Genomic DNA, 6,222 nt, shown 5'->3' with positions numbered 1-6,222 from the left:
CGAAGCCCGTCAGGAAAGGCTGATGAAGCTGGCCGCCTGAGCTGCAAAAGCTTGTCCAGACAACCGGAGCCGATACACTTTTTGTTTTTCTGTCGCGCGTCTTGCTTCGCACGATCATCCGAATCGCACGCCGTTGCGCGAGCCACTGCTGATCATCAGGAGGCGGGCGCGATAGGCTCCGTCCCGCCTTTCGATTCCATCCCCTGTTGAGCCATGGGTGAGCCTTACCGATCATCGCGCGGCGCGACAGCGAGGCTCAACGCACGGCTTGCCTATTCGGGAGCGCGGAGCGGGTCGTACGACCGCGGCATCGCGAGGTTGCGCGCGACCACGGTATCCGCCGGCGCGGTAGGCTGCTGGTGCGGCGCGCCGTATGCGGCTATCGCTTCCGCGGGTGCCGACGCGAACCACAGGATCTTGCCGGCGCACTCGATGCCAACCTGACGTCCGTTCCAGTAGACAGCGTTTTCCATCGCGATCTCTCCCTGAACAATGAAGATTGTCATCATCCGCGTCGCACGTTGCGCGACCGTATGCCAACGCACATCGGGCGATCAATAGTCGCTTCAATCATAGGAAACCTGACGCGCTGTGTGTGACTTGTCACCAAATGAGGTCCTTTTGTCACAGCAATGCGGAAAATGCGTTTGCTAGCCAACTATGAGCCAGTTAATTAACGACAAAAATCTATAAATAGTGTTTTGCGCGGTCAACGCGACGCGGAATCTGCCGTTTACAAAGAATTAGGCCGGCAGTTATGCAATCGGCAAATTACGAACGTTCAGTTCATAAAAGCGAAAATCTTGCCGATGCGGCGATGCACAAGTTTTGTCACGTGTTATTCACACGAAAATGTTAGGTGCAGCGCAGCGACAATATCGACCGGTCGTGCTGAAACCTAGGCCAGGCAGGCCACGGAAGGGAATGGCGGAGGGAGCGGCACAGAGATGATTTCGCGCTGGCAATTAAGCGGATCAAGCAGATCGCGAAAGCCAAGCGATAGTCAGACGATAAATTTTATTCAATCCCTCTGCTGATGTGTCGGCTTGTGCCGTTAAAGCAACAGAGTGTGTATGACTCGCAGCGGACACTGGTGCGACACGGGGAACGAGGCCGATAATCGGTTCGCAAAGGAGAAAGATCATGGATGCCAAACCACCGAAGATTCCGACCCCGGACAAAGTTTTTTACCCGGATCCGGAACCAGTGGCCGTCGAGTTTCTGGGAGCCGAGCTGCCCGAGCATGTTCGCGCTTTCTTCGACGAACAACGCAAGTCGTGCGACCCGAAGTAACGGACCACTGGTGCGGCGCAGCATTCGCGCTCGTTGAATTCACGGGTAGCGAATACTCGCGCCCTCATTACTACGCGTCAGACACCTCGGTCATGACGCTGGATCAGGTCGCCTGATCCCTGCTGCAGCGCTGGGCCACGCGGCTCGAGCGTGCGAACGCGCGCGTGCTCCTCGCGCCGCCCCTCCCCTCCGACGATCCGTGTGGATTGGCCCGATACGCGCCGTTTTCCGCGCATCATTTATTCTTCTGGTTTTTCATTCAACGGCTACCCGGCCAAGTTCACCCCATGAATCGTTTGCACCGTTTCGGCGTCTCATGCGCGCTCGCCATCGCCGCCACCGTCGCCTTCTCACCCGCCCCCGCCCTCGCCGAGGGCGACGACACCGCGCTCACCAACCTGATCGCACTGGTTTCGCAACGTCTTGCGCTTGCCGAACCGGTCGCGCGCTGGAAGTGGGCGAACCACCAGCCGATCACCGACACGCCGCGCGAAAACGCGCTGCTCGCCGAAGTGGAAAAGCGCGCCGCGGCGGCAAACGTCGACCCGGCGTTCGCCCGCGAGTTCTTTCGGGATCAGATCGAAGCGAGCAAGGACGTCCAGAACGCGCTCTTCGCAAACTGGCGCCGCACCCAGCCGCCGCAAGGTCCCGCACCCGATCTCGCGACCAGCACGCGACCGCAGCTCGACAAGTTGACGCAATCGCTGATGGCGAGTCTGTCGCGCGTGCAGCCGATGCGCACGGCGGACGATTGTCCGTCGCGCGTCGCGCAATCGCTGGCTAACTGGAAAGCGCTGACGCGCTATGACTCGGCGCACTCGAGCGCGCTGACGCGTGCGCTAGGTCACGTGTGCGAGACGGGCGGAGTCGGCGCGACCGGCTGATTTCTGGGAGCGCCACGGCGCGTGCACGCCGGATAAGCGTCACGCGACGATGCTCGACTCGGGCGTGTCGCGCGACACGCTCAACGGCATCACGCGCAAGCCACGCGCCAGATGGCTTTGCAGGATACGGTACGTCGAGAGTTCGAACGACCCCGCCATCATCGACGCATGCAGTTGCGCCGCCTGGACGAGCGACGGTGCGTGCCCGAGGTAGCGCCAACGATCGACCACGTGAAAGATGCGCTGCGCGTCCTCACGCTCCTCGAACACGATGGGCCCCTCGAATGGCCACGGCGCGTTCGCGGGGTCGCTCTTCGTCACACGCGGCAAGCGGTTGTGTCCCGGCCGCAGCGTTGCGATCCACTGCGCCTCCGCGAGCATCGCGCCGAGTTCGCCGCCCGTCGCGCGCCATTCGACGCGGCGCACCAGTTGCGCAAGCCGCATATCCTTCGACGAACGGCGCTCGCCGGTCAGATGCAAGCGCAGCCGCTGACGCACGCGCACGCTGCGGCCGACATACAGCGGCGCATCGCCTTCGCCATAGAACGCGTACACGCCACAGCCCGCCGGCGCGGTGTCGAGCAGATCCTCGGTGATGTCGCCGGCGAGCCGATAGCGCCGCGTGGTGCGCTCGATCTGCGCGCGCAGCGCTTCCAGCGGCACCAGCGTCGGCAGACGCTGCCAGAACTGCCAGATCAGATCGGCGTCGGCGAGCGCCCGGTGGCGGTCGGAGGGCACCAGCGCATGGCGTTCGACGAGCGCATCCAGACCGTGGCGCTTCTCGCCGGGAAACAGCGCGCGCGACAGCCGCACCGTGCACAGCACGTCCGGATCGAACGCGATTCCCGCCCGACGAAATTCGCTGCGCAAAAATCCGCGATCGAAACTCGCGTTGTGCGCGATGAACAGCTTGCCGTTCAGGCGCTCGAACAGCGCGGGCGCGATCGACTCGAACGTCGGTGCGCCGCGCACCATGTCGTTCGTGATGCCGGTCAGCTGCTGGATGAACGACGGAATTGGCTGCTGCGGGTCGATCAGGCTGCTCCAGCGTGATACGCCAGCCGGCCCGACTTCGACGACGCCAACCTCGGTAATGCGGTGCTCGCTGGTGGAGCCGCCTGTCGTTTCGAGGTCGACGAAAACGATCGGTGTATCGAGTGCCGGTTCCGGCGAAAGCAGTTCAGACATGGGACAAGGGATTCGGACGCATGAATTTGCGGCAAGTATGCACCAGTTGGACGTGGCGCATCCAGCTTGCGGCGCGTGCGCGGGTGGAAACTGTGCGTGGGCATAGGCCGTCGATTATGCTCCGCTTCCCCGCATACACTTGAACAGCCCATTAATCCGGGCGCGGTCAGTTCGCTTCGATGCATTATCTTCCGACGATAATCCGTATCGCTGAACCGTGCAGTTACAGAATCTCGAACTCGCGGGGGCATCTGGATAAAAATAAAAACCCTCGCACGACGGCGAGGGTTTTTCACTTCAGACCGCGGGACAGCGTGCCCGGCGCAGCGTATTTACAGCGGCTGAATGTTGGCCGCCTGCTTGCCCTTCGGGCTGGTCTTGATTTCAAACGACACACGCTGGTTTTCCTTCAACGACTTGAAGCCCTCGCTGCGGATTTCCGAAAAGTGCGCAAACAGATCCTCGCCCCCCGAATCCGACGTAATGAAGCCAAAACCCTTAGCATCGTTGAACCATTTGACGACACCAGTTTCCATTTCCTGTTTTCCCTCTGTGATTTATCCAAAGCGGGCAATGCCCTTGAATCGATCTAGCCCCATTCAGTTGCCTATATTCTGATTGAGACAAAAACCAGAAACCAGCCAATGAAATTCGGCTTTGCCGTTATACGGGGAACAGAGAATGGCAGTCAAGTAAACTTTTCATATGCGTTTAGCGCATAAAAAGATAAGACTTCAAATCGTGGAAATATATATCACCCTGTCAAATTTACCTGGATGAAATATACCCGGTCTCGTGAACGGAAAAATTTTCGGCAATATGCAATGCGAATGTAACAAAATCCCTCTTTGCGTAAGTGTTTGTCCGACTTGTTGCAGCGCGTCCCCTTTCGCATGATGCAAATCAGTTGTAGCGATGCGCTTCAGGAGGTTGCCATGCTGTTCAAGGAAGTTCGCCATCTCTTCGCCTGGCTCACGCATTCGCATGCCAAGGTCATTCCAGACCAACCCGCTCGGACCGCGGAGTCATCCACCGTTTACGACTTCGATCCGATGTGGCACGGAGACCACTGGCAAAACCTGCTCTCCTCGCCGATGGATGCGCGCCGCTATGTGATGGAAGACTGGAGCGTGTCCGCCCAGGCAGACTGGGACGACGCGGAAGGCACCGCGCCCGCTCATTAGGCGAATCCGCGAAGGTCGTTCGCCATAAAAAAGCGCGACTGGAAGGTCGCGCCGACAAAGGTTTGGAGATCTTTTTCGTCAACGAAAAAGTCTGCTTCGGAAAGCAGAAATTACAGTATAGCGGTCGTATGCGATTTCGATTATTCGCACAATTAACAATCGTCTATTGCCGCAATAACAACAATCTTTTTATCGCATTTTGTCCCGTTGTTTTTCCGCATCGCTCGATGTCGCGAATCAGCAACGCGCTCTAAGAAAATTCAGCCGCCAATCCGCCGAGTGAGGCGGAAAGCCTTTGCACATAAGGCTCGAATGGTAATTAGCGATCGTTTCTCCTTGCGTAATACTTTATTGCGTGAATCGGAACGCCAACGCCTGGAAGTGTCTCTCTACACTCTGCCTAATCGGAAACCGGCGCGAATCAGGTCAACGCGCTTCTCATGCGAATTCCGCCTCTCGCAGCGCTCGCGTGAAGGTCTCCTAAGCCAGGGTTTTATACCTCTCTCGCTCTTGGAGTTATATCAATGAAGAAGACACTCATGGTCGCCGCCCTGTCGGGCGTTTTCGTCACGGCAGCGCACGCGCAAAGTAGCGTCACCCTGTATGGCCTGATTGATGCCGGTATCACTTATACGAACAACCAGCACGGCCACAGCAACTGGCAAATGACGAGCGGCTCAGTGAACGGCAGCCGCTTCGGCCTGCGTGGCGCTGAAGATCTCGGCGGTGGTCTGAAGGCCATCTTCACGTTGGAAAACGGCTTCGGCATCAACGACGGCACGCTCAAGCAGAACGGCCGTCTGTTTGGCCGGCAGGCTTTCGTCGGTCTGTCGAGCAACCAGTTCGGCGCCGTCACGCTCGGCCGTCAATATGACAGCATGGTCGACTACGTCGGCCCGCTGGCGCTGACCGGCACGCAATATGGCGGCACGCAGTTCGCCCACCCGTTCGACAACGACAACCTGAACAACTCGTTCCGTATCGACAACTCGGTCAAGTACCAGAGCGCGAACTACGGCGGCTTCAAGTTCGGCGCGTTGTACGGCTTCTCGAACCAGGCTGCCGGCTTCGCGAACAACCGCGCATACAGCGCGGGCGCGTCGTACAACTGGGGTGGCCTGAATGTCGCTGCCGCGTACATGCAACTGAACAGCAACGGCTCGACCAGCGCGTCCGCAGCGTTCAATTCGGGTGGCGCGGTGTCGGGCGACAACACGTTCTTCGCGCAACGCCAGCAAACGTGGGGCGCAGGCGCCAATTACGCGTTCGGCCCGGCAACGGTCGGCCTCGTGTACTCGCAAACGAACCTGCACGGCCTCGCCGGCATCAGCCAGGCTGCATCGGGCATGCCGGGCGGCATCGGCTTCCCGACCAACAGCGCCCAGTTCCAGAACTTCGAAGCGAATGCCCGTTACGCTCTGACGCCGGCATTGAGCCTCGCGGCAGCGTACACGTACACCCGCGCGAACCTGTCGAGCACGCACGTGCACTGGAACCAGGTCAACCTGCAAACCGCCTATGCGCTGTCCAAGCGCACCGACGTGTACCTGCAGGGTGTCTATCAGGCGGCCAACGAAGATTCGATCGTCGACGCCAACATCAATGGCCTCGGCGCGGCTTCGAGCAACAACAAGCAGGTCGCTGTGACGGCTGGTCTGCGTCACCGCTTCTAG

The 6,222-nt window shown here is 59.4% G+C and carries 7 protein-coding genes; 4 read left to right on the top strand and 3 right to left on the bottom strand.

Annotation, left to right across the window (positions count from 1 at the left end; genetic code table 11):
• Nucleotides 1–272 precede the first annotated feature (272 nt).
• Nucleotides 273–473, bottom strand: coding sequence for a hypothetical protein (locus EVC45_RS35225; RefSeq protein WP_129962759.1), 201 nt, complete (start codon nucleotides 471–473; stop codon nucleotides 273–275).
• Between the two features lie 670 nt (nucleotides 474–1,143).
• Here EVC45_RS35225 and EVC45_RS45865 point away from each other — a divergent pair.
• Both EVC45_RS45865 and EVC45_RS35220 read left to right on the top strand, forming a co-directional pair.
• Nucleotides 1,144–1,293, top strand: coding sequence for a hypothetical protein (locus EVC45_RS45865; RefSeq protein ID WP_008921206.1), 150 nt, complete (start codon nucleotides 1,144–1,146; stop codon nucleotides 1,291–1,293).
• A 287-nt stretch (nucleotides 1,294–1,580) separates the two neighbouring features.
• The gene (locus EVC45_RS35220) at nucleotides 1,581–2,177 is read left to right on the top strand and encodes a chorismate mutase (RefSeq protein WP_129962758.1); all 597 of its coding nucleotides are present in this window, start codon (nucleotides 1,581–1,583) and stop codon (nucleotides 2,175–2,177) included.
• Between the two features lie 39 nt (nucleotides 2,178–2,216).
• Here the strand turns inward: EVC45_RS35220 and EVC45_RS35215 are convergent, their stop codons facing one another.
• Entirely contained in the window at nucleotides 2,217–3,365 is a 1,149-nt protein-coding gene (locus EVC45_RS35215) for an exonuclease domain-containing protein (RefSeq protein ID WP_129962757.1), read from the bottom strand.
• 332 nt (nucleotides 3,366–3,697) lie between these two features.
• A complete protein-coding gene (locus EVC45_RS35210) occupies nucleotides 3,698–3,901 on the bottom strand; it encodes a cold-shock protein (RefSeq protein ID WP_129962756.1) in 204 nt (67 codons plus the stop codon).
• Nucleotides 3,902–4,300: 399 nt separating this feature from the next.
• Here EVC45_RS35210 and EVC45_RS35205 point away from each other — a divergent pair, with 399 nt between their 5' ends.
• Together EVC45_RS35205 and EVC45_RS35200 are read left to right on the top strand one after the other, a co-directional pair.
• On the top strand, nucleotides 4,301–4,549 hold the full coding sequence (locus EVC45_RS35205) for a hypothetical protein (protein WP_129962755.1): 249 nt from the start codon (nucleotides 4,301–4,303) through the stop codon (nucleotides 4,547–4,549).
• 524 nt (nucleotides 4,550–5,073) lie between these two features.
• Nucleotides 5,074–6,222 carry a porin gene (locus tag EVC45_RS35200; RefSeq protein WP_129962754.1) on the top strand — a complete coding sequence of 383 codons (1,149 nt, stop codon included), beginning with the start codon at nucleotides 5,074–5,076 and terminating at the stop codon, nucleotides 6,220–6,222.

The organism is Paraburkholderia sp. UYCP14C, from assembly GCF_004197395.1.
Classification (GTDB): Bacteria; Pseudomonadota; Gammaproteobacteria; order Burkholderiales; family Burkholderiaceae; genus Paraburkholderia.
Note: the sequence above shows the minus strand (reverse complement) of the source record. Positions and strands in the feature narration are given on the sequence as shown.

Coding starts and splice junctions, on each gene's coding strand:
- EVC45_RS35225 (WP_129962759.1), bottom strand. CDS start 473: ATGGAAAACGCTGTCTACTGGAACGGACGTCAGGTTGGCATCGAGTGC.
- EVC45_RS45865 (WP_008921206.1), top strand. CDS start 1,144: ATGGATGCCAAACCACCGAAGATTCCGACCCCGGACAAAGTTTTTTAC.
- EVC45_RS35220 (WP_129962758.1), top strand. CDS start 1,581: ATGAATCGTTTGCACCGTTTCGGCGTCTCATGCGCGCTCGCCATCGCC.
- EVC45_RS35215 (WP_129962757.1), bottom strand. CDS start 3,365: ATGTCTGAACTGCTTTCGCCGGAACCGGCACTCGATACACCGATCGTT.
- EVC45_RS35210 (WP_129962756.1), bottom strand. CDS start 3,901: ATGGAAACTGGTGTCGTCAAATGGTTCAACGATGCTAAGGGTTTTGGC.
- EVC45_RS35205 (WP_129962755.1), top strand. CDS start 4,301: ATGCTGTTCAAGGAAGTTCGCCATCTCTTCGCCTGGCTCACGCATTCG.
- EVC45_RS35200 (WP_129962754.1), top strand. CDS start 5,074: ATGAAGAAGACACTCATGGTCGCCGCCCTGTCGGGCGTTTTCGTCACG.